At 72.4% G+C, this 17,638-nt stretch carries 16 protein-coding genes and 1 tRNA gene; 7 read left to right on the top strand and 10 right to left on the bottom strand.

All coding sequences use genetic code 11. The annotated features are described in order from the left end of the window. The first annotated feature begins 57 nt into the window (after positions 1-57). The 3 genes from hemQ (at position 58) to E8D34_RS12310 (ending at position 2,536) form a co-directional block, all read left to right on the top strand. A complete protein-coding gene (gene hemQ / locus E8D34_RS12320) occupies positions 58-807 on the top strand; it encodes a hydrogen peroxide-dependent heme synthase (RefSeq protein WP_136594938.1) in 750 nt (249 codons plus the stop codon). A gap of 105 nt (positions 808-912) precedes the next feature. Continuing rightward, on the top strand, positions 913-1,314 hold the full coding sequence (msrB, locus tag E8D34_RS12315; protein ID WP_136594937.1) for a peptide-methionine (R)-S-oxide reductase MsrB: 402 nt from the start codon (positions 913-915) through the stop codon (positions 1,312-1,314). A gap of 115 nt (positions 1,315-1,429) precedes the next feature. Next, entirely contained in the window at positions 1,430-2,536 is a 1,107-nt protein-coding gene (locus E8D34_RS12310; protein WP_136594936.1) for a DNA polymerase domain-containing protein, read from the top strand. Positions 2,537-2,558: 22 nt separating this feature from the next. Here the strand turns inward: E8D34_RS12310 and E8D34_RS12305 are convergent, their stop codons facing one another. From E8D34_RS12305 to E8D34_RS12295, 3 genes are all read right to left on the bottom strand, one after another. Beyond that, the gene (locus E8D34_RS12305; RefSeq protein ID WP_136594935.1) at positions 2,559-4,343 is read right to left on the bottom strand and encodes a long-chain fatty acid--CoA ligase; all 1,785 of its coding nucleotides are present in this window, start codon (positions 4,341-4,343) and stop codon (positions 2,559-2,561) included. Between the two features lie 199 nt (positions 4,344-4,542). Next, on the bottom strand, positions 4,543-5,121 hold the full coding sequence (locus E8D34_RS12300; RefSeq protein WP_136594934.1) for a hypothetical protein: 579 nt from the start codon (positions 5,119-5,121) through the stop codon (positions 4,543-4,545). A gap of 50 nt (positions 5,122-5,171) precedes the next feature. After that, positions 5,172-6,281, bottom strand: coding sequence for an ATP-dependent DNA ligase (locus E8D34_RS12295; protein WP_168929417.1), 1,110 nt, complete (start codon positions 6,279-6,281; stop codon positions 5,172-5,174). Positions 6,282-6,487: 206 nt separating this feature from the next. Here E8D34_RS12295 and E8D34_RS12290 point away from each other — a divergent pair. Then, positions 6,488-6,560 (top strand) — tRNA-Thr (locus tag E8D34_RS12290). Between the two features lie 49 nt (positions 6,561-6,609). Here E8D34_RS12290 and pdxY read toward each other — a convergent pair. Next, on the bottom strand, positions 6,610-7,473 hold the full coding sequence (gene pdxY, locus E8D34_RS12285; RefSeq protein ID WP_136594933.1) for a pyridoxal kinase PdxY: 864 nt from the start codon (positions 7,471-7,473) through the stop codon (positions 6,610-6,612). A 187-nt stretch (positions 7,474-7,660) separates the two neighbouring features. Between pdxY and E8D34_RS12280 the strand changes: the two genes are divergently transcribed. After that, positions 7,661-9,310, top strand: coding sequence for a GMC family oxidoreductase N-terminal domain-containing protein (locus tag E8D34_RS12280; protein WP_136594932.1), 1,650 nt, complete (start codon positions 7,661-7,663; stop codon positions 9,308-9,310). Positions 9,311-9,312: 2 nt separating this feature from the next. Continuing rightward, entirely contained in the window at positions 9,313-10,896 is a 1,584-nt protein-coding gene (locus E8D34_RS12275) for a succinic semialdehyde dehydrogenase (protein ID WP_136594931.1), read from the top strand. 64 nt (positions 10,897-10,960) lie between these two features. On the opposite strand, the gene E8D34_RS12270 is transcribed toward E8D34_RS12275, so the two are convergent. Then, positions 10,961-11,404: an Hsp20/alpha crystallin family protein gene (locus tag E8D34_RS12270; protein ID WP_136594930.1), complete on the bottom strand. Its 444-nt coding sequence runs from the start codon at positions 11,402-11,404 to the stop codon at positions 10,961-10,963. A gap of 119 nt (positions 11,405-11,523) precedes the next feature. Here E8D34_RS12270 and E8D34_RS12265 point away from each other — a divergent pair, with 119 nt between their 5' ends. After that, complete coding sequence (locus E8D34_RS12265; RefSeq protein WP_136594929.1) at positions 11,524-11,811, top strand: MerR family transcriptional regulator; 288 nt, start codon at positions 11,524-11,526, stop codon at positions 11,809-11,811. 11 nt (positions 11,812-11,822) lie between these two features. On the opposite strand, the gene E8D34_RS12260 is transcribed toward E8D34_RS12265, so the two are convergent. From E8D34_RS12260 to E8D34_RS12240, 5 genes are all read right to left on the bottom strand, one after another. Then, positions 11,823-12,611 (bottom strand): class III extradiol ring-cleavage dioxygenase, encoded by a 789-nt coding sequence (locus E8D34_RS12260; RefSeq protein WP_136594928.1) that lies wholly within the window; start codon positions 12,609-12,611, stop codon positions 11,823-11,825. Positions 12,612-12,685: 74 nt separating this feature from the next. Further along, a complete protein-coding gene (locus tag E8D34_RS12255; RefSeq protein WP_240771315.1) occupies positions 12,686-13,384 on the bottom strand; it encodes a uracil-DNA glycosylase in 699 nt (232 codons plus the stop codon). A gap of 228 nt (positions 13,385-13,612) precedes the next feature. Further along, complete coding sequence (locus tag E8D34_RS12250; protein ID WP_136594926.1) at positions 13,613-15,067, bottom strand: aminotransferase class V-fold PLP-dependent enzyme; 1,455 nt, start codon at positions 15,065-15,067, stop codon at positions 13,613-13,615. Beyond that, the gene (locus tag E8D34_RS12245) at positions 15,064-16,479 is read right to left on the bottom strand and encodes an MFS transporter (RefSeq protein ID WP_136594925.1); all 1,416 of its coding nucleotides are present in this window, start codon (positions 16,477-16,479) and stop codon (positions 15,064-15,066) included. Before E8D34_RS12245 ends, E8D34_RS12250 begins: the two co-directional genes overlap by 4 nt. Next, complete coding sequence (locus tag E8D34_RS12240; RefSeq protein ID WP_136594924.1) at positions 16,476-17,624, bottom strand: alpha/beta hydrolase; 1,149 nt, start codon at positions 17,622-17,624, stop codon at positions 16,476-16,478. Before E8D34_RS12240 ends, E8D34_RS12245 begins: the two co-directional genes overlap by 4 nt. Positions 17,625-17,638 lie beyond the last annotated feature (14 nt).

Here is a 17,638-nt window from a genome sequence, read left to right as displayed (position 1 = left end):
CGCCCGACGGCTGGTCGGCGGCTGGGTCGGGCGCGCGGCGCCGGGCAGAATGGGGCCATGAGCGAGACCCAGCCCGGTGCGAACGACCCGCAGGCCGCGATCAAGAGCAACGCCGCCAAGATCAACGAGCTCAACGAGACCATCCGGTTCACGATGTGGTCGGTGTTCAAGCTCGAGCGCCCCTTCGGCCCCGACGCCGAGGTCGAGCGCAAGACCGAGCTCGCCGAGCTCGAGCAGCTGCTCGCGGACCTGGCCGCCGAGGACGTGGTGGTCCGCGGCCTCTACGACGTCGCCGGCCTGCGCGCCGACGCGGACCTGATGGTCTGGTGGCACGCCGCCGACAGCGACCAGCTGCAGCGCGCCTACCACCGGCTGCGCCGGACCGCCTTCGGCTCGCGGCTCGCGCCGGTCTGGTCGCAGATGGCCCTGCACCGGCCCGCGGAGTTCAACCGCAGCCACCTGCCGGCGTTCCTCGCCGACGAGCGGGTCCACGACTACGTCGCGGTCTACCCCTTCGTCCGCTCCTACGAGTGGTACCTGCTGGAGGACGGCGAGCGCCGCCGCCTGCTCGCCGAGCACGGCCAGATGGCCCGCGGCTACCCCGACGTGCGCGCCAACACCGTGCCCAGCTTCGCGCTCGGCGACTACGAGTGGCTGCTGGCCTTCGAGGCCGACGACCTGACCCGGATCGTGGACCTGATGCGCCACCTGCGCGGCTCGGAGACCCGCCGCCACGTGCGCGAGGAGGTGCCGTTCTACACCGGCCGCCGGGTGGACGCCGCCGAGGTGCTCGACTACCTGCCCTGATCGGAAACGGGTCGTGTGCCCCATCACCCGTCCGGGCGGGGTGTGAGGCACACGACCGCGCCGCCGACCGGGCGGACGACTGGTGCTCCCAGGTAATCTCGCGGCATGGGTTACAACGTCGACAAGACGGACGCGGAGTGGCGCGAGGAGCTCTCCCCGGAGGAGTTCCAGGTGCTCCGCCAGGCCGGCACCGAGCGTGCCTTCACCGGTGAGTACACCGACACCGAGACCAAGGGTGTCTACCGCTGCAAGGCCTGCCAGGCCGAGCTGTTCGAGTCCGACACCAAGTTCCACTCCGGGTGCGGGTGGCCGAGCTTCTACCAGCCGATCACCGACACCATCGAGTACCTCGAGGACAACAGCCACGGCATGAAGCGGGTCGAGGTCCGCTGCGCCAACTGCGGCTCCCACCTCGGCCACGTCTTCCCCGACGGCTACGGCACGCCGACCGGCGACCGTTACTGCATCAACTCGATCAGCCTGACGCTGGAGCCCAAGGACGCCTGAGCGCCTCGGTTTCGAGGCTCGTCGCCAGCGCTCCTCGCACCTCAACCGGCGGCGGCCGGTGGTTGAGGTGCGAGCGGAGCGAGCCTCGAAACCACCGCCGCACTAGGGTCCAGGCATGGCGAAGACCCCGGCGGCGACCGTCCAGGCAGGCGACCGGGAGGTCCGGGTCTCCAGCCCGGACCGGGTGATCTACGAGGCCACCGACGCCACCGGTGAGGTGACCAAGCTGATGGTCGCCGAGTACTTCGCATCGGTCGAGGACGGGCTGATGCGCGCGCTGCGCGACCGGCCCACCGCGCTGGAGCGCTGGCCCTCGGGGGTGCGTGAGGGATTCAAGCTGGCCACCGGACCGTTCGACAAGGACGCCGAGGCGTTCTACCAGAAGCGGGTGCCCAAGGGAGCGCCCGACTACCTGGAGTCGGTCGAGATCACGTTCCCCTCGGGCCGGCACGCCGAGGAGATCTGCCCGACCGAGATCGCCGTCCCGGTGTGGTGCGCCCACATGGGCACGCTGACCTTCCACCCCTGGCCGGTACGCCGCACCGACGACCCCGGCTCCCTCGACCGGCCCGACGAGCTGCGGATCGACCTCGACCCCCAGCCCGGCACGACGTTCGGGGACGCGGTGCGGGTGGCGGGCGTCGTACGGGAGCTGCTGGCCGAGCTCGGCATCACCGGCTTCGTGAAGACCTCCGGCAACCGCGGCGTGCACGTCTACGTGCGGATCGAGCCGCGCTGGGAGTTCCTCGACGTCCGGCACGCCGCGATCGGGCTGGGCCGCGAGCTCGCCCGGCGCGACGACCAGGTCACCACGGCGTGGTGGAAGGAGGAGCGCGGGGAGCGGATCTTCGTCGACTTCAACCAGAACAACCGCGACCGCACGATCGCCTCGGCGTACTCGCTGCGGCCGAAGCCCGGCGCCCCGGTCTCGACGCCGCTGACCTGGGCCGAGCTGGCCGACCTGAAGGATCCCCGCGCGCTGAACCTGTTCACCGTCCCCGAGCGGGTGGCCGACGGCGACCCGTGGGCGGAGATCGACGCCGAGGCGTTCTCGCTGCAGCCGCTGCTGGACCTGTGGGAGGCGCAGGTCGAGGCCGGGGAGGGCGAGCTGAACTTCCCGCCGGACTATCCGAAGATGCCGGGCGAGCCGCCCCGGGTGCAGCCGTCGAAGAAGGTCGCCGAGCACTGGGACGAGGACGGCAACCGGGTCGAGGGCACCTGAGTGCCGGACCCGGCCGACCCCCTCAGGCGTAGAGCTCGTCGATCTCCGCGGCGTACTTCTCGGCGATCGGCCGCCGCTTGAGCTTCATCGTCGGGGTCAGCTCCTCCCCGCCGGGCTCCCAGACCGTCGGCAGGATCCGGAACCTCTTGATCTGCTCGACCCGGGAGAGCTTCTCGTTGGCCGCGTCGATGCCGGACTGCACGTAGGCGAGCACCGCCGGGTCGGTGGCCAGCGCCGACGGGGAGGCGTCGGCCAGGCCGGCCCTCTCGGCGAAGACGGCCGCCGCGTCGGGGTCGAGCGTCAGCAGCGCGGTGACGTAGGGGCGGTCGTCGCCGATCGCCACCACGCTCAGCACCAGCGGGCAGGCGACCTTGACCGCGCCCTCGATGTTCTGCGGCGACATGTTCTTGCCGGCGGAGCTGATGATCAGCTCCTTCTTGCGGTCGACGATGCGGACGTAGCCGTCCTCGTCGATGGTGGCGATGTCGCCGGTGTGCATCCAGCCGTCGCCGTCGATGGCCAGCTCGGTGCGCTTGCGGTCGTTGCGGTAGCCGCGCATCACCAGCGGCCCGCGGACGAGCAGCTCGCCGTCCTCGGCGAGCATGATCTCGGTGCCGCCCGGCACGACCTTCCCGACGGTGCCGATGCGGATCGCGCCGGGCGGGTTCATCGTCACCACGGCCGACGTCTCGGACATGCCCCACACCTCCAGCACCGGGATGCCGAGTCCGAGCATGAAGGCGAGGGCGTCGGGCGCGATCGCGGAGGCGCCGGTCGCGGCGACCCGGACCCGGTCCAGACCCATCCGCTCGCGCAGCTTGCTGAGCACGACGCGGTCGGCGACGGCGTGCTGCGCCCGGAGGGTGAGCGGGACCCGCTTGCCGTCGGACCTCAGCCACGCGACCCTCGTCCCGGTCGCCAGCGCCCAGGTCGCGATCCTGCGCTTGCGCTCGTCCGGCTCCGCGGCCACGGCGGCCTCGATGCCGGCCTTGATCTTGTACCAGACCGCGGGCACCGCGCCGAACGACGTCGGACGCACGGACGGCAGCGCGGCGATCAGCTGCTTGGGGTCGTCGACCGTGGTGATCTGGATGCCGTAGCGCAGGTTGCTGTAGTGCGCCCCCCAGCGGTTCGCGATGTGCGCGTCGGGCAGGTAGGAGACCAGCGAGTCGTCGAGGGTCAGCGGGAAGTAGTCCTCGAGGGCGTCCATCTCCGCCATCAGGTTCGCGTGGGTGAGCTCGACCCCCTTGGGCGGGCCGGTCGTGCCGGAGGTGTAGATGAGGGTCAGTACGTCGGAGGGCTGGACCGCCCGCCAGGACGCCTCGAAGTCGAAGTTCGGGCTGCCGGCCGCCTCCAGGTCGGCGAGGCTCATCGCGCCGTCGATCCCCCCGGCGTCCCCGCCGTCGACGACCACGAAGTGCTCCACCTGGCCGTTCGTGTTGGCCTGACGCAACCGCTCGAGGAACTGCAGCTCGGTCACGACGACCCGGTTGCCGGCGTTCTCGAAGAGGTAGGCGATCTGCTCGGTCGCCAGCGTGTTGTAGATCGAGAACGGCGTGGCGCCGGCGTGCAGCGCGCCCGTGTCGACGACGTGGAACTCCGGCCGGTTGGTCAGCATGATCCCGACGGCGTCGCCGTGACGGACGCCGAGGCCGGCCAGGCCGGCGGCGACGTCGCGGACCCGGGCGGCGTACTGCTCCCAGGTGATCTCGACGCCGCCGTCGGGCGTGCGCAGGGCCACGCCGGACGGGCGGAGGGACGCGGTGTGCTGGAAGGCCGTGCAGAGGGTGCGCTGGTCGGTCGACATGGGCGTCTCCTGGCGGTGGGGGCCACGGGCGGGCGCGGGCGTGTGACGCGAGTCACGTCCGACGCATCCTTGCACTGCGACGCGCGGATGGGCAGACGTATCCAGCGATCGTCGCCGACGAGCGTCGGACGCCGACGAGCGTCGGGCGCGGACGCCCGACCGGACCCGTCCAGGCCCGGCGGCGGGGAGCAGCGGCCGCCTAGAGGATCTCGATCCCCTCGCCGCCGCCCGCCTGCTCGTCGAACGTCTCGTGCTCGAGCAGGTGCAGCACCGGGACGCCGAGCTTGCGGCGGGCGCGGTGGGTCCAGTCGAGGTGGAAGAACTCGGCGACCAGGTGCTGGCGGGTGAGGATGATCGCCTCCCGGCCGTCGACCTTCTGCACCGTCTCGGTCAGGGCGTCGACCGGGGAGCCCTCGACGACGGTGGTGCTGCCGATCTTCGCGCCGGCCTTCGTCAGCGCCAGGATGCTGCTGGCCAGCTCGTGCTCGGCCTGCTCGTGGAACTCCTCCCGCAGTGCGGCGAGCTCCTCGGGGTCGGGCATCTGGGAGGGCGAGACCATGTCCACCGCTCCGATCGCGCCGAGCGAGGCCTCCACCGCTGCCGCGGCGTCGGTCATCGGGAGCAGCACGTGGTAGGTGACCTGGACGTCCAGGCCCTCGTGCAGCGACCGGACCTGCGCCGCGTCGGTGTCGGTCAGCCCCTGTTCCACCAGCAGCACGACGTCGTAGTCCTCGCCCGGGGCGGGGGTGGCGCCGGTGCTCTCCGTTCCGATCTCCATGTCTCCAGTCCTACACCCATCCGGGGCGGAGGGAACCCCAACCGGGGAGGTCAGCCCCCGAGGACGTCGGCGAGGTCGTAGCGCACGGGCTGCTCCAGCTGGTCGTAGCCGCAGGACGCGGGGTCGCGGTCGGGCCGCCAGCGCTTGAAGTGGGCGGTGTGGCGGAACCGCCGGCCCTCCATCGCGTCGTACTTGACCTCGAGCACGCGCTCGGGCCGCAGCGGCGTGAACGAGAGGTCCTTGCCCTGGCTCCAGCGGCTCTGGGTGCCCGGCTGGCGGCCGGGGTTGGCGATCAGGAACTCCTGCCAGCGGCCCCACGGGTGCTCCTCGATCGGCACCACGAGCTCCTGCAGCTCCTGCCAGAGCTCGGCCCGGCGAGCGGCGGTGAACGACGCCGAGACGCCGATGTGCTGCAGCTCGCCGTCGTCGTACAGGCCGAGCAGGAGGCTGCCGATCAGCGGCTTCTCCGGGGTGCTCGTCTTGTGCTCGCGGTAGCCGGCGAGCACCACGTCCGCGGTGCGCTCGTGCTTGATCTTGAGCATCGTCCGGGCGCCGGGGGCGTACGGCGCGCTCAGCGGCTTGGCGATCACGCCGTCGAGGCCGGCGCCCTCGAAGACGTGGAACCACTCCTCGGCCACGGCCGGGTCGGTGCTGGTCCGGGTCAGGTGGCAGGGGCCCGTCGCGTCCAGGTGGGCCAGCGCCGACTCCAGCGCCGCGCGGCGCTCCTGGAACGGGCGCTCGACGTAGGACTCGTCGCCCAGCGCCAGCAGGTCGAAGGCGACGAAGCTGGCCGGCGTCTGCTCGGCGAGCAGGCTGATCCGCGAGGCGGCCGGGTGGATCCGCTCCTGCAGCACCTCGAACTCCAGGCGACCCTTGCCGTCGCGGCGGTCCATCGCCACGAAGATCTCGCCGTCCAGCACGCAACGCGCGGGCAGCTGCTCGCACATCGCGGTCACCAGCTCGGGGAAGTACCGGGTCAGCGGCTTGGTGTTGCGGCTGGCCAGCTCGACCTCGTCGCCGTCCTTGAAGACCAGGCAGCGGAAGCCGTCCCACTTCGGCTCGAAGGAGAGGCCGACCGGGTCGACCTTGGCCGGGTCGGGGACGCCTTTCACCGCCTTGGCGAGCATCGGGTCGACGGGCGGCATCACGGGCAGGTCCACGGGGCCGAGGCTAGTCCCGACCCTCGACACCGGGCCCGCGCGGTGGGCCGGCGCCGCGCAGGTGGGCGGTGGGGAGGCGCAGGTGGCGCGCCACGCGGCGTACTCGCGGGTGAGATGCCGGCGGAGCTCGTTCCCGCTTGAGCCACCCTTCCGGCGGGGCGACGTCGGCGCGGCTCTAGGATGACCGGCGTCGGTACGCCGACAACGCCGGTGTAGCTCAGTTGGTAGAGCGCCTCTCTTGTAAAGAGGATGTCGCGGGTTCGACTCCTGTCACCGGCTCCCAGGACGCCGCGAGCCGGCAGACAGCTTCTGCCGACTCGTGCGCGTCTCAGCGGACCTGGGTGACCTCGAACCGCGCCGGCGGGTTCGCGATGACCTCCTGGGCCGCGATGATCTGCAGCTCGCGGTGGCCCGAGGCCAGCGTCTCCTCCAGTACGCCGAAGATCGACGCCGCGGTCTTGCCCAGCGCCTCGGCCGGCGAGCCGGTGGTGTGCAGGTGCGCGGTGAAGAGCGCGGCGGTCACGTCCCCGGAGCCGTTGACCTTCATCGGCAGCCGCGGGGTCCGCACCGACCAGGCGCCGTCGCCGGTGACGGCGATCATCTCGATCTCCTCGTCGGGGACCTCGGCGCGGTCGACGGAGGTGATCAGGACGGTCGAGGGGCCGAGTGCCCGGACCTCGTCGGCGGCGGCCAGGATCGACTCCAGCGCCGACGGCTCGCCCAACGAGTCGTGGCCGGTGATGAAGCCGAGCTCGAACTGGTTCGGGGTCACGATGTCGGCGGCGGGGACGACCTTCTCGCAGATGATCGGCGGGATCGCCGGGTTCACGAAGCAGCCGGACTTGGCGTTGCCCATCACCGGGTCGCAGGTGTAGGTCGCCGCCGGGTTGGCGGCCTTGACCCGGGCCACGGCGTCCAGGATCACGTCGGCGATCTCGGGGGAGCCCTGGTAGCCCGACAGCACCGCGTCGACGGTCGGGAACGCGCCGCGCTCCTCGATGCCGATCACGACCTCGCGCACGTCGGCGGGGTCGAGCAGCGGGCCCCGCCAGGCGCCGTACCCGGTGTGGTTGGAGAAGTGGACGGTGAAGACCGGCCAGACCTCGTGGCCGAGGCGCTGCAGCGGGAAGACCGCCGCGGAGTTGCCGACATGGCCGAAGGCGACCGAGGACTGCACCGACAGGATCTGCATGCGCGCATCATCCCACCCCGGCCTGCCGTGCCGCGCGCCGCGACCGCACCCGGCGCCCGCGCGGGCGACCACGATGCGAAAGCCTTTCGTGCGGAACTGACACATGTACGTCTAAAGTAGAACGCGTTACAGTGACGAGGCTCATAGTGAGCTCTCGGGGACCCGGTCGACGAGGATGGGACAGCACATGGCCAAGCGCGCGCCGTACAGCAACGAGGCCGACTACGTCGTGGTCGGCTCGGGCAGCTCCGGATCGATCATCGCGGGCCGCCTGGCCGAGTCCGGCGCGACGGTGATCCTGCTCGAGGCCGGCAAGTCCGACGACAAGGGCATGCACGGCTACTTCACCAAGAAGCCGGGCATGATCGGCCCGATGCACTCCGAGCCGAGCCTGGAGGCGAAGTTCGACTGGGGCTACCGCTCGGTCGCGCAGCCCGGTCTCGACGGCCGCCGGATGCCCGCCCCGCGCGGCAAGGTCGTCGGCGGCTCCTCGTCGGTCAACGGCATGGTCTACGTCCGCGGCAACCGCGCCAACTACGACTCCTGGGCCGCCGAGGGCAACGTCGGGTGGTCCGCCGACGACGTGAACCCGGCCTTCAAGCGCTTCGAGGACTTCGAGGACGGCGAGAACGAGTACCGCGGCGCCGGTGGTCCGATCAAGATCGGCCGCAAGAAGAGGCCGCAGGAGGCCACCCTCCAGTTCATCCAGTCGACCGCCGACACCCTCGGCGTGAAGATCCTCGACGACTACAACGCCGCCGAGCAGGAGGGCATCGCGCGGATGCAGCAGAACGCCGTCGGCGGCCTGCGCTACTCCTCGTCCCGTGGCTACGTGCACCACCTGAACCCGCCCACCCTCCAGCTGCAGACGGAGGTGCTGGCGACCCGGATCGTCATCGAGAACGGCCGCGCCACCGGCGTGGAGGTGCTCGACCAGGGCAAGAAGGGCGGCACGCGCCGGCTCATCCGCGCCGGCAAGGAGGTGATCCTCAGCGCCGGGTTCATCAACTCCCCGCAGCTGCTGATGGTCTCCGGCGTCGGTCCCGCCGACCACCTGGCCAGCCTCGGCATCGACGTGCTGGCCGACCTCCCTGTCGGCGAGAACCTGCACGACCACCTGTTCCACCCGATGTCGTACCACGTGCCGAGCGTCGAGTACCGCGGCAACCCGTGGACCTTCGCCAAGGGCGTCCTGCGGGACTGGACCATCGGCGGCTCGTTCCTCGACGACTCCGTCTTCGAGTCGGTCGGCTTCGTGCGCAGCTCGCTGGCCCAGGGCATCCCGGACATCCAGTTCCACGCGCTGCCGTGGACCTATCCCAGCCCGAACCAGGACGAGCCGATCCGGCACATGCCCGACCCGCGGCCGGGCCTGACGGTCTTCTCGACGCTGATCTACCCCAAGAGTCGCGGCACCATCCGGCTGGCCTCCTCCGACCCGACGGTCGCGCCGCTGATCGACTACGGCTACTTCACCCACCCCGACGACGTCGAGGTGCTCGCCCAGGGCACGGAGATGATCCGCGAGATCATGGCCGGCGCCGCGTTCGGCGGCGGTGTGAAGGCCGAGATCCACCCGGGCCCCGGGATCCCCAACGGCAAGGACCTCCGGATCGCGCTCAAGGAGCGGTCCACCTCGGTCTACCACGGCGTCGGCACCTGCCGGATGGGCGTGGACGAGCGGGCCGTCGTCGGCCCCGACCTCAAGGTCCGCGGCATCGAGGGGCTGCGGGTGGCGGACGCCTCGATCATGCCGTCGATCACCGGCGGCAACACCAACGCGCCCTGCTACATGATCGGCGAGCGCGCCGTCGACTTCATCCTGGGACGGGCCTGACCATGACCGACACCGCCGCGACCGCCGGAGCCCCGACCCGGCCGGCGAGCGTCACCGACGAGCTCCTCGAGCGCCTGGTCGCCCGCGTCCCGGGCTCGGGCGGCGCGACCTGGAAGCTGACCGAGGTCTACTCCGGGGAGGTGCTGGTCGAGCTCCCGCAGTCCACGCCCGAGGACATCGAGGAGGCCTTCGCCACGGCGCGGGCCGCGCAGCGGCTGTGGGCCCAGTGGCCGCTGGAGCGGCGTCTGGAGGTCTTCGACCGAGCCCACGCCCTGCTGGTCGACAACGCCCACGTCACCGCCGACCTGATCCAGGTCGAGAGCGGCAAGAACCGGCGGATGGCCATCGAGGAGACCTGCGACCCGCCGATGGTGATCAGCCACTACCTGCGGCGCGCCCCGAAGGTGCTGGCTCCGAAGAAGCGCGGCGGTCCGGTGCCGTTCGTCTCCACCTCCACCGAGGTGCACGTGCCCAAGGGCGTCGTCGGCATCATCGCGCCCTGGAACTTCCCGTTCGCCACGGGCCTCTCCGACGCCATCCCGGCGCTGATGGCCGGCAACGCGGTGGTGGTCAAGCCGGACAACAAGACCGCGCTCTCGCCGTTGTTCGGCATCTCGCTGCTGGAGCAGGCGGGGCTGCCGGAGGGCCTCTTCCAGGTGGTCTGCGGCGAGGGCCCCGACGTCGGCCCGACGCTGATCGACAACGCCGACTACATCATGTTCACCGGCTCCACGGCGACCGGTCGGGTGATCGGCGAGCGCGCGGGGCGCAACCTGATCGGCTGCTGCCTCGAGCTCGGCGGCAAGAACCCGATGATCGTCCTCGACGACGTGAACGTCGAGGAGTGGGTCGAGGGCACCGCGTTCGGCGTCTTCGGCAACACCGGCCAGATCTGCATGCACATCGAGCGGATCTACCTGCCGGAGAGCCGGTACGACGAGCTGCGGGACGCCTTCGTCGAGCGGGCCGCGAACCTGCGGATCGGGGCGGCGTACGACTTCGGTCCGGAGATCGGCTCGTTGGTCTCCACCGACCAGCGCGACCGGGTCGCCTCCCACGTCGAGGACGCGGTGGCCAAGGGCGCGACCGTGCTCACCGGTGGGCGGGCCCGCCCCGACATCGGCCCGGCGTTCTTCGAGCCGACGGTGCTCGAGGGCGTCACCACCGACATGGTCGCCGGCTGCACCGAGACCTTCGGTCCGGTGGTCGCGCTGCACCGCTATCGGACCGTCGACGAGGCGATCAAGCTCGCCAACGACACCGACTACGGCCTCAACGCCTCGGTCTGGGGCACCGACCTGGCCCGTGCCGAGGCGGTGGCCGCCCGGATCGAGTCCGGCAACGTCAACATCAACGACGCGCTCGCCACGGCGTACGCCTCGAAGGGGACGCCCTCGGGTGGCGTGAAGAACTCCGGCGTCGGCGCGCGCCACGGCGACCAGGGCCTGCTGAAGTACACCGACGTCAAGAACGTCGCGGTGCTGAAGAAGCAGGTGATGGGGCCGCGGCCGGGGCAGGGGTACGACGCGTACGTCAAGCAGATGCTGTCCAGCCTGAAGCTGATGAAGCGGCTCCGGGTGCGCTGAACGCGTCAGGGAAGCGACGAAGGGGGCGGCCCCGAGGCCGCCCCCTTGCGCGTTGCTCGCCCGGTCAGGACTCGATCGGCACCGGCTGCTCGGCGGGGGTGACGCCGGCGATCTCGATCTTGCGGGACTTCGCCCGCTCCGCGATCGGCACGACGAGGCGCAGCACGCCGTTGTCGTAGGAGGCCTCGATCCCCTCGAGGTCGAGGTTGTCGCCGAGCACGAGCTGGCGGGTGAACTGGCCGTGCGTGCGCTCGGCGGCCAGGTGCTGCCAGTCGCCGTTGCGGTTGGCGCGCTCGGCGCGGACGGTCAGCACGTTGCGCTCGACGTCGATGTCGATGCTCTCGGGGCTGACGCCCGGCAGGTCGAACTCGAGCACGAACCGCTCGCCCTCGCGCCATGCGTCCAGGGGCATGACGGCCGGGCGGTTGGTGGTGCCGGAAGCGCCGCTCAGGAGCTGGGCGGTGAGGCGGTCGAAGTCGCGGAACGGGTCGGTGGTGCGCAGCAGCATGGCGGTCCTCCTTGGTGGTCGTCAGAGTCAATATCTGTAACCACTGATATAGATCTTCTATTCCAGGCGTGTCAAGTAGGATGGCGCCCGGGCATGTCGCAGCGGGAGGAGGTCGATCCATGGAGGGCTCGCGCGCCGTCTTCGCGATCTCCGTCGCCGCGGAGATGGCCTCGCTGCAGATCCAGAACCTGCGCGTCTACGAGCGCCGCGGGCTGGTCACTCCCGCCCGCACCGCCGGCGGGACCCGCCTCTACAGCGCCGAGGACGTCGTGGTGCTCCGGCGGATCCGGGAGCTGCTGGGCGAGGGGCTCAACCTGGCGGGCGTGGCCCGGGTGCTCGAGCTGGAGGGCGAGCTGGCGCGGGCGCGGCGGGAGAACGAGGCGCTCCGCGCCCGTCTCCGAACCTGAGCGGCCGCTGCTCAGGCGACCTGCAGCGACCGCTTCGACAGCCCCATCCAGAACCCGTCGATCACCTGGATCCCGGGCGCCGCGGCGTCGGTGGCTGCGCCGAGGGTGACGAAGAGCGGGCTGTAGTGCTCGACCGTGGGGTGTGCGTAGGGCATCCCCGGGGCCTTCGACCGGTAGGCGGCCAGCGTGTCCACGTCGCCGCGGGCCAGCGCCTCGCCGGCCCAGGCGTCGAACTCGGTCGACCAGCCCGGCGCCGCGGCGTCGATCCGCCATTCCGTGAGGAACGGCAGGCCGTGGGTGAGGAAGCCGGAGCCGATGATGAGCACGCCCTCCTCGCGCAGCGGGCGCAGTCGCTCCCCGAGCCGGAGCAGGCGCTCGGGGTCGTGGGTGGGCAGTGACATCTGCAGTACCGGGATGTCCGCGTCGGGATACATGATCCGCAGCGGCACCCAGGCGCCGTGGTCCAGGCCGCGTGAGGTGTGCTGGTGGACCGGCTCGGTGTCCGGCATCATCGCCGCGATCCGGCCGGCCAGCGCGGTGGCATCCGGGGTGCGGTAGGTCATCCGGTAGTACTTCGGCGCGAATCCGCCGAAGTCGTAGACCAGGTCGGCGCCGCTCGCCGACAGCGAGACCGGCGCGGACTCCCAGTGTGCGCTGACGATCAGGATCGCCTTCGGTCGCGGAAGGTCGGCCGCCCAGGCCGCCAGCTGTCCCGACCAGATCGGGTCGTCGAGCAGTGGGGGAGCGCCGTGCCCGATGTACAGGGCGGGCATCGGGTCGCTGGTCGGCGTCGCATTCATGCCATCTCCAATGATTGAAGATTAAACATTATTCCGGGGGTGGCGTCGCCGCAAGGCTCGGCGTGGATCCGGGCTCAGGCCGGCAGCGACCAGTCCACCGGCTCGGCGCCCTGGGCGACCAGCAGCTCGTTGACCCGGCTGAACGGCCGGGACCCGAAGAACCCGCGGTACGCCGACAGCGGCGACGGGTGCGCCGACTCCACCGCCGGGATCGGGCCGAGGTGCTTGGCCAGGCCGCGTGCGTCGGAGCCCCACAGGATCGCCGCCATCGGCGCGCCCGCCTCGGCCCGGCGGACCAGCGCCTCGATGGCGCACGCGGTGACGTGCTCCCAGCCCTGGCCGCGGTGCGATCCGGAGTCGCCGGGGCGCACCGTCAGCACCCTGTTGAGCAGCATCACGCCCTGGTCCGTCCAGGCCGACAGGTCGCCGTGCTCGGGCGGGGTGACGCCGACGTCGGAGGCCAGCTCCTTGTAGATGTTGACCAGGCTGGGCGGCAGCGGCCGCACGTCGGCCTCGACGGCGAAGCAGAGCCCGATCGGGTGCCGAGGGTTCGGGTAGGGGTCCTGGCCGACGACGAGGACCCGCACCTGGGACAGCGGCCGGGCGAAGGCGCGGAAGACCCGGTCGCCGGCGGGCTGGTAGCCCCGACCCGCCGCCACCTCCGCGCGCAGGAAGTCGCCCAGCGCGACCACGCGATCCTCGACCGGTGCGAGCGCCTCGGCCCAGTCGGGTGCGATCAGTCCCTGTTCGGTCAGCTGCGCGAGTCCGCCCACGGCGTCGACCCTAGGGGGTGGCCGGCGCCGTGGGCGGTCTCGGTTCGTGGAGGTGGGCCGTTTCCCGCGGCACCGGCCTCGTCCTCCTCCCTCCGGAGGGCGTACGCCGGGGCCCGCGAGCCACCTCGTGATGAGCAATCTACGGCCGGCGGCCGTGTCGCGCATCCGGCGCCCGGACCGCCTTTCCTAGTCCGACCGGACTAGGAGGCCCCGCCGTCCGGGTGCGGCTCAGGCGCCGGCGCCGCGGACGGGTCGGGCCAGCCGGTCCAGGAACGCGACCAGCACCGCCTCGCGCAGCGTCGGCGGTGCCGCGTCGAGCAGCGCGTTGACCGGCGCCATCCGCTTCGGCAGTGCCGGGCCGCCCGCCGCGTCGTCGCCGCCGAGGCCGCCGGCCGCGAGCAGCCCGTCGAACTCCTCCTCGGTCAGCGTCGCCGGGTCGAGCGTCTGGAGCAGCTCCACGACGCCGGCATCGACCGCGACCGGTCCGGCCGCCCGGGCCGCGGCGACAGCGTCGGCCAGCGCGGCCAGGAACTCCTCGACCGAGTCCAGGGTCGCCGCGCACAGCGACAGGTGGAGCGACGGCGGCTGGCCGCGGTAGGCCATCTGCGGCTGGGTGAACCAGCCGCGCTCGGTCATCTCGTCCGCCACCGTGAACACGTCGAGGTCGTCGTCGGCGACCATCGCCACCAGCGTGGACTCGGGCTCGCCGACCACGGTCAGGCCGTCGATCCCAGCGACGCCGGCGATGATCCGGTCCGTGGCCTCCAGCGCCCGGCGCGTGAGGTCCAGGTAGCCGGTCACGCCGATCGCGCGGACGGTCGTCCAGGCGCCGGCCACCGGGCCGCCCGACCGGGTCGACTGCAGGGTCGAGTTGAGCATCGTGTAGCCCGGCCAGTCGGCGTGCGCGAAGTACTGCGGGCGGCGCAGCGCGGCGGAGCGGTGCAGCAGCACCGACGCGCCCTTCGGCGCGTAGCCGTACTTGTGCAGGTCCATCGAGATCGAGGTGACGCCCTCGACCGCGAAGGTCCACGGCGCCACGTCGCGGCCCAGCCGCGCCTTGAACGGCAGCACCCAGCCTCCGATGCAGGCGTCGACGTGGCAGCGGATGCCGCGCTCCGCCGCGGCGGCGGCGATCTCGGTGACCGGGTCGATCACGCCGTGCGCGTACGACGGAGCGCTGACCACGACCAGCACGGTGGTGTCGTCGCAGGCCGCTGCCGTCGCGGCGGGGTCCGCCCGGTGGTCCTCGCGGGTGGGGACCACCCGCACCTCCATGTCGAAGTAGTGCGCCGCCTTGTGGAACGCCGCGTGCACGGTGTCCGGCACCACGATCGAGGCGCGGGTCCCGGCGCGGGCGAGCTCTGGGAGGGCGTCGCGGGCGGCCTGGACGGCGAGCATGCAGGACTCGGTGCCGCCCGAGGTGAGCGTGCCGACGGCGGTCTCCGGGGCGTCGACCAGGTCCGCGGCGAAGCCGACCAGCTCGTTCTCCATCGACAGCAGGCTCGGGAACGCGGTCGGGTCCAGGCCGTTGCTGCCGGCGAACGCGGCGACCGCCTCGCGGGCCAGGGCGTCCACCTCGGCCAGGCCGGCGTCGTAGACGTAGGCCAGCGTGCGGCCGCCGTGGACCGGCAGGTCGCCGGCCTGCCACTCGTCGAGGCGGGCGCGGATCTCGGTCGGGTTCATCGGGTTCCTTCTTCGGAGGGGGTGGGGGTGAGAGCGAGGTCGCCGCCGGCGAGGGCGTCGACCGTGCGCTCGTCGAGGGTGTAGCGGCGCAGCCACCACAGGCTGGCCAGCACGAGCAGCATCGGCAGCAGCGAGAAGCCGAGGGTGATCGCGGTCAGCGCGCTGTCGGGCTGGACCACGTCGCCGCCGGCGGAGGAGCGGTAGCCGCCGAGCGCCAGCACCACCGCGAACAGCCCGGGGCCCAGGGCGAACCCGAGCGTCTCGCCCGCGGTCCACACGCCCGTGTAGACGCCGACCCGCGAGGAGCCGGTGCGCCGGGCGTCGACGGCCGCCGCGTCGGGCAGCATCGCCAGCGGGAAGACCTGGATGCCGGCGTACCCGAGGCCGACCACCCCGACCGCGGCGTAGACGCCGGCCGCCGGTACGCCGTCGACCAGGCCGGCGACGGCGGCGAGGGCGGCGCCCAGCGCCAGCACCAGCGAGGCGATCCGGTAGCCGCGGCGCTTGCCGACCCGGTGCCCGAGCGCGGCCCACGCGGGCGTGAGCAGCAGCGCCGGGCCGACGAAGCAGACGAAGAGGACCGTCGCGGCGCCGGCCGTGCCCAGCACGTCGCCGGCCAGGTAGTCGACGCCGGCCAGCATGCAGCCGGTGGCCAGGGCCTGGAGCACGAAGGTGGTCAGCAGCGCCCGGAAGTCGGGTGCGCCGGCCACGATCCGCAGCTGGTCGCGCAGCGTGCCGGAGCCCGCGGCGACCGCGCCGATCGGGGCGTTCCGGGTGCCGCGGTAGGAGAGCAGCACGCCGGTGAGGATCAGCAGCGCCATCGCCACGCCCATCACCCGGTAGCCGTCGCGGCCCCCGATCGCGTCGCGCAGCGCGGGAGCGCTGGCCCCGGCGAGCATGATCGTGAACGCCAGGATCGCGACCCGCCAGGTCATCAGCCGGGTCCGCTCCTCGGCGGTGCCGGCGATCTCGGCCGGCATCGACACGTAGGGCACCTGGAAGAAGGCGTAGGCGCTGGCGCAGGCCACGAACATCAGCAGCACCCAGGTCGCGTCCAGCGCGGGCGAGCCGAGGTCGGGTCCGGCGAAGAGCAGCGCGAAGCAGGCCGCGAGCACCACGCCGGCGCGCAGCAGCCAGGGGCGCCGCGGGCCGCGCGGGTCGGTGCTGCGGTCGCTGATCCGGCCGGCGATCGGGTTGAGCACCACGTCCCAGGCCTTGGGCAGCAGCACGATCGCGCCCGCCGCCAGCGCCGGCACGGCCAGCTCGTTGGTGAGGAACGGCAGCAGCATCAGCCCGGGAACCGTGCCGAACGCGCCCGTGGCCACCGAGCCCGCGCCGTACCCGATCCGGACCCGGCGGGGGAGCTCGTTCGTGCCCGGGCCGGCCACCCCCGGCGTCGTCGCCGCGCTCACCGCCCGAACGTCCGGGAGGAGGCCGACGAGTGCCGCCGGTGCGGGTCGGTGCCCAGGGTGGGGTGGCCGGTGGGCGAGGACCAGCGGTAGATCCACTCGTCGAGGGCCGGCCACGTCGACGTGCGGGCGCCGCGACCGGTGAGCAGGCCGAGGTGGCCGCCGGGAACGACCTCCAGCTGCGCCTCGGGCGCGCCGCTCAGCATCCCGACCACCGGGCGGACCGCGTCGATCGGGGCGATGGCGTCGCTCGCCCCGGCCACCACGAGCACGGGTACGTCGACCTCGGCCAGCGCGAGGGTGCGACCGCCGACCTCCATGCTGCCCGTGGCCAGCTGGTTCCCGGTGGCGAAGCGGTGGTAGAGCTGGCCGTAGGCGCGACCGGGGTACCCGGTCATGGCTGCGCCGAGCCGCTGGACGGCCTCGACCTGGGCCAGGAACTCCCGGTCGTCGGCGTGCGCGGCGAGCGCCAGGGGGCGGGTGACCAGGCGGTCGACCGCGGGCAGTCGGACCGCCCAGTCGACCAGCGGGTCCGGGGCGCCGCCGAGCAGGCGGTAGCCCCGGGTCACCGGAGCGGGCAGGTCGTCGCCGGTCAGCAGGGGCCGGACCGGCGCGACCATCGGCACCCGGCTGACGTCGACCGGCGAGCCGAGCACCGCCACCGAGGCGACCGGCAGCGCGCCGCCGGCCCGCGCGGCCATCGTGAGCAGGGCGAAGAGGCCGCCCAGGCTCCAGCCGACCAGGTGCACGGCACGGCCGCCGGAGTGCTGGAACGCGGCGTGGATCGCGGCCGGCAGCACGTCGTCGACCCACGGGTCGAGCCCGAGCTCGCGGTCGCGCAGGGAGACCTCGCCGTACTCGACCAGGTAGGTCGGCCGACCCTGCTCGAGGAAGTGCTCGACCAGGGAGCAGCCGCGCCTCAGGTCGTAGCAGAGCGCAGGGGCGGCCAGGGGCGCGACCAGCAGCACCGGGTCGCCGTTCTCGGGCACGCTGGCGCTCGGTCGGTAGTGGTAGACCTCCCGCCGAGGGCCGTCGTCGATGAGCGTGCGCGGCATCGGTCGCAGGTCGGCCAGGCCGCCGCGGAGCACCCGGTGCGCCACGTTGCCGACTGCCGCTGCGACCTGGGAGGGCTTCGGCACCAGGTCCATGCCCGAAAAGTATC

Origin of the sequence: Nocardioides sp. GY 10113, assembly GCF_004919105.1 — a bacterium.
In the GTDB taxonomy this organism is placed as follows: Bacteria; Actinomycetota; Actinomycetes; order Propionibacteriales; family Nocardioidaceae; genus Nocardioides.
The sequence above is the reverse complement of the archived record's forward strand: the minus strand, read 5'-3'. Positions and strand labels throughout refer to the sequence as shown.

Coding starts and splice junctions, on each gene's coding strand:
- E8D34_RS12280 (WP_136594932.1), top strand. CDS start 7,661: ATGGCCAAGCGCGCGCCGTACAGCAACGAGGCCGACTACGTCGTGGTC.
- E8D34_RS12270 (WP_136594930.1), bottom strand. CDS start 11,404: ATGCTGCTGCGCACCACCGACCCGTTCCGCGACTTCGACCGCCTCACC.
- E8D34_RS12275 (WP_136594931.1), top strand. CDS start 9,313: ATGACCGACACCGCCGCGACCGCCGGAGCCCCGACCCGGCCGGCGAGC.
- E8D34_RS12250 (WP_136594926.1), bottom strand. CDS start 15,067: ATGAACCCGACCGAGATCCGCGCCCGCCTCGACGAGTGGCAGGCCGGC.
- E8D34_RS12300 (WP_136594934.1), bottom strand. CDS start 5,121: ATGGAGATCGGAACGGAGAGCACCGGCGCCACCCCCGCCCCGGGCGAG.
- msrB (WP_136594937.1), top strand. CDS start 913: ATGGGTTACAACGTCGACAAGACGGACGCGGAGTGGCGCGAGGAGCTC.
- pdxY (WP_136594933.1), bottom strand. CDS start 7,473: ATGCAGATCCTGTCGGTGCAGTCCTCGGTCGCCTTCGGCCATGTCGGC.
- E8D34_RS12310 (WP_136594936.1), top strand. CDS start 1,430: ATGGCGAAGACCCCGGCGGCGACCGTCCAGGCAGGCGACCGGGAGGTC.
- E8D34_RS12260 (WP_136594928.1), bottom strand. CDS start 12,611: ATGAATGCGACGCCGACCAGCGACCCGATGCCCGCCCTGTACATCGGG.
- E8D34_RS12265 (WP_136594929.1), top strand. CDS start 11,524: ATGGAGGGCTCGCGCGCCGTCTTCGCGATCTCCGTCGCCGCGGAGATG.
- E8D34_RS12240 (WP_136594924.1), bottom strand. CDS start 17,624: ATGGACCTGGTGCCGAAGCCCTCCCAGGTCGCAGCGGCAGTCGGCAAC.
- E8D34_RS12305 (WP_136594935.1), bottom strand. CDS start 4,343: ATGTCGACCGACCAGCGCACCCTCTGCACGGCCTTCCAGCACACCGCG.
- hemQ (WP_136594938.1), top strand. CDS start 58: ATGAGCGAGACCCAGCCCGGTGCGAACGACCCGCAGGCCGCGATCAAG.